This is a genomic window from Arthrobacter sp. LAR12-1-1.1 (genome assembly GCF_040676555.1).
GTDB lineage: Bacteria > Actinomycetota > Actinomycetes > Actinomycetales > Micrococcaceae > Arthrobacter.
Map to the genome: position 1 here is coordinate 1 of NZ_JBEGIG010000040.1, position 569 is coordinate 569.

Annotated in this window: 1 rRNA gene; it reads right to left on the reverse strand. The window is 57.6% G+C overall.

The features are described 5' to 3' along the window. Positions 1-569, reverse strand: a 23S ribosomal RNA gene (locus MRBLAR12_RS18590); the annotation flags it as partial.

The window sequence follows — 569 nt, forward strand, 5'->3', positions numbered from 1 at the left end:
GATTTGCCTACCGTTCGCCCTACATCCTTAGACCGGGACAACCATCGCCCGGCTCGGCTACCTTCCTGCGTCACACCTGTTAATACGCTTGCCTCCCAGGATCAGGTCCCGCGCTCCACCAAAACCCACACACCCCGAAGGGTGCTAGGGCAGGTTTCGGGCGGTTAGTGTCCCCTGTTCAGCATGGGCGGTTTTTCGCCGGTACGGGAATATCAACCCGTTGTCCATCGACTACGCCTGTCGGCCTCGCCTTAGGTCCCGACTTACCCAGGGCAGATTAGCTTGACCCTGGAACCCTTGATCATCCGGCGGACGGGTTTCTCACCCGTCTTTCGCTACTCATGCCTGCATTCTCACTCGTGTAGGCTCCACCGCTGGTTTCCACCGCGACTTCACTGCCCACACGACGCTCCCCTACCACTCCAGACGCCTGAACCAACTTCACAAGGAAGCAGCTTGGCTATTGTCTGAAATCCACAACTTCGGCGGTGTACTTGAGCCCCGCTACATTGTCGGCGCGGAATCACTTGACCAGTGAGCTATTACGCACTCTTTTAAGGATGGCTGCT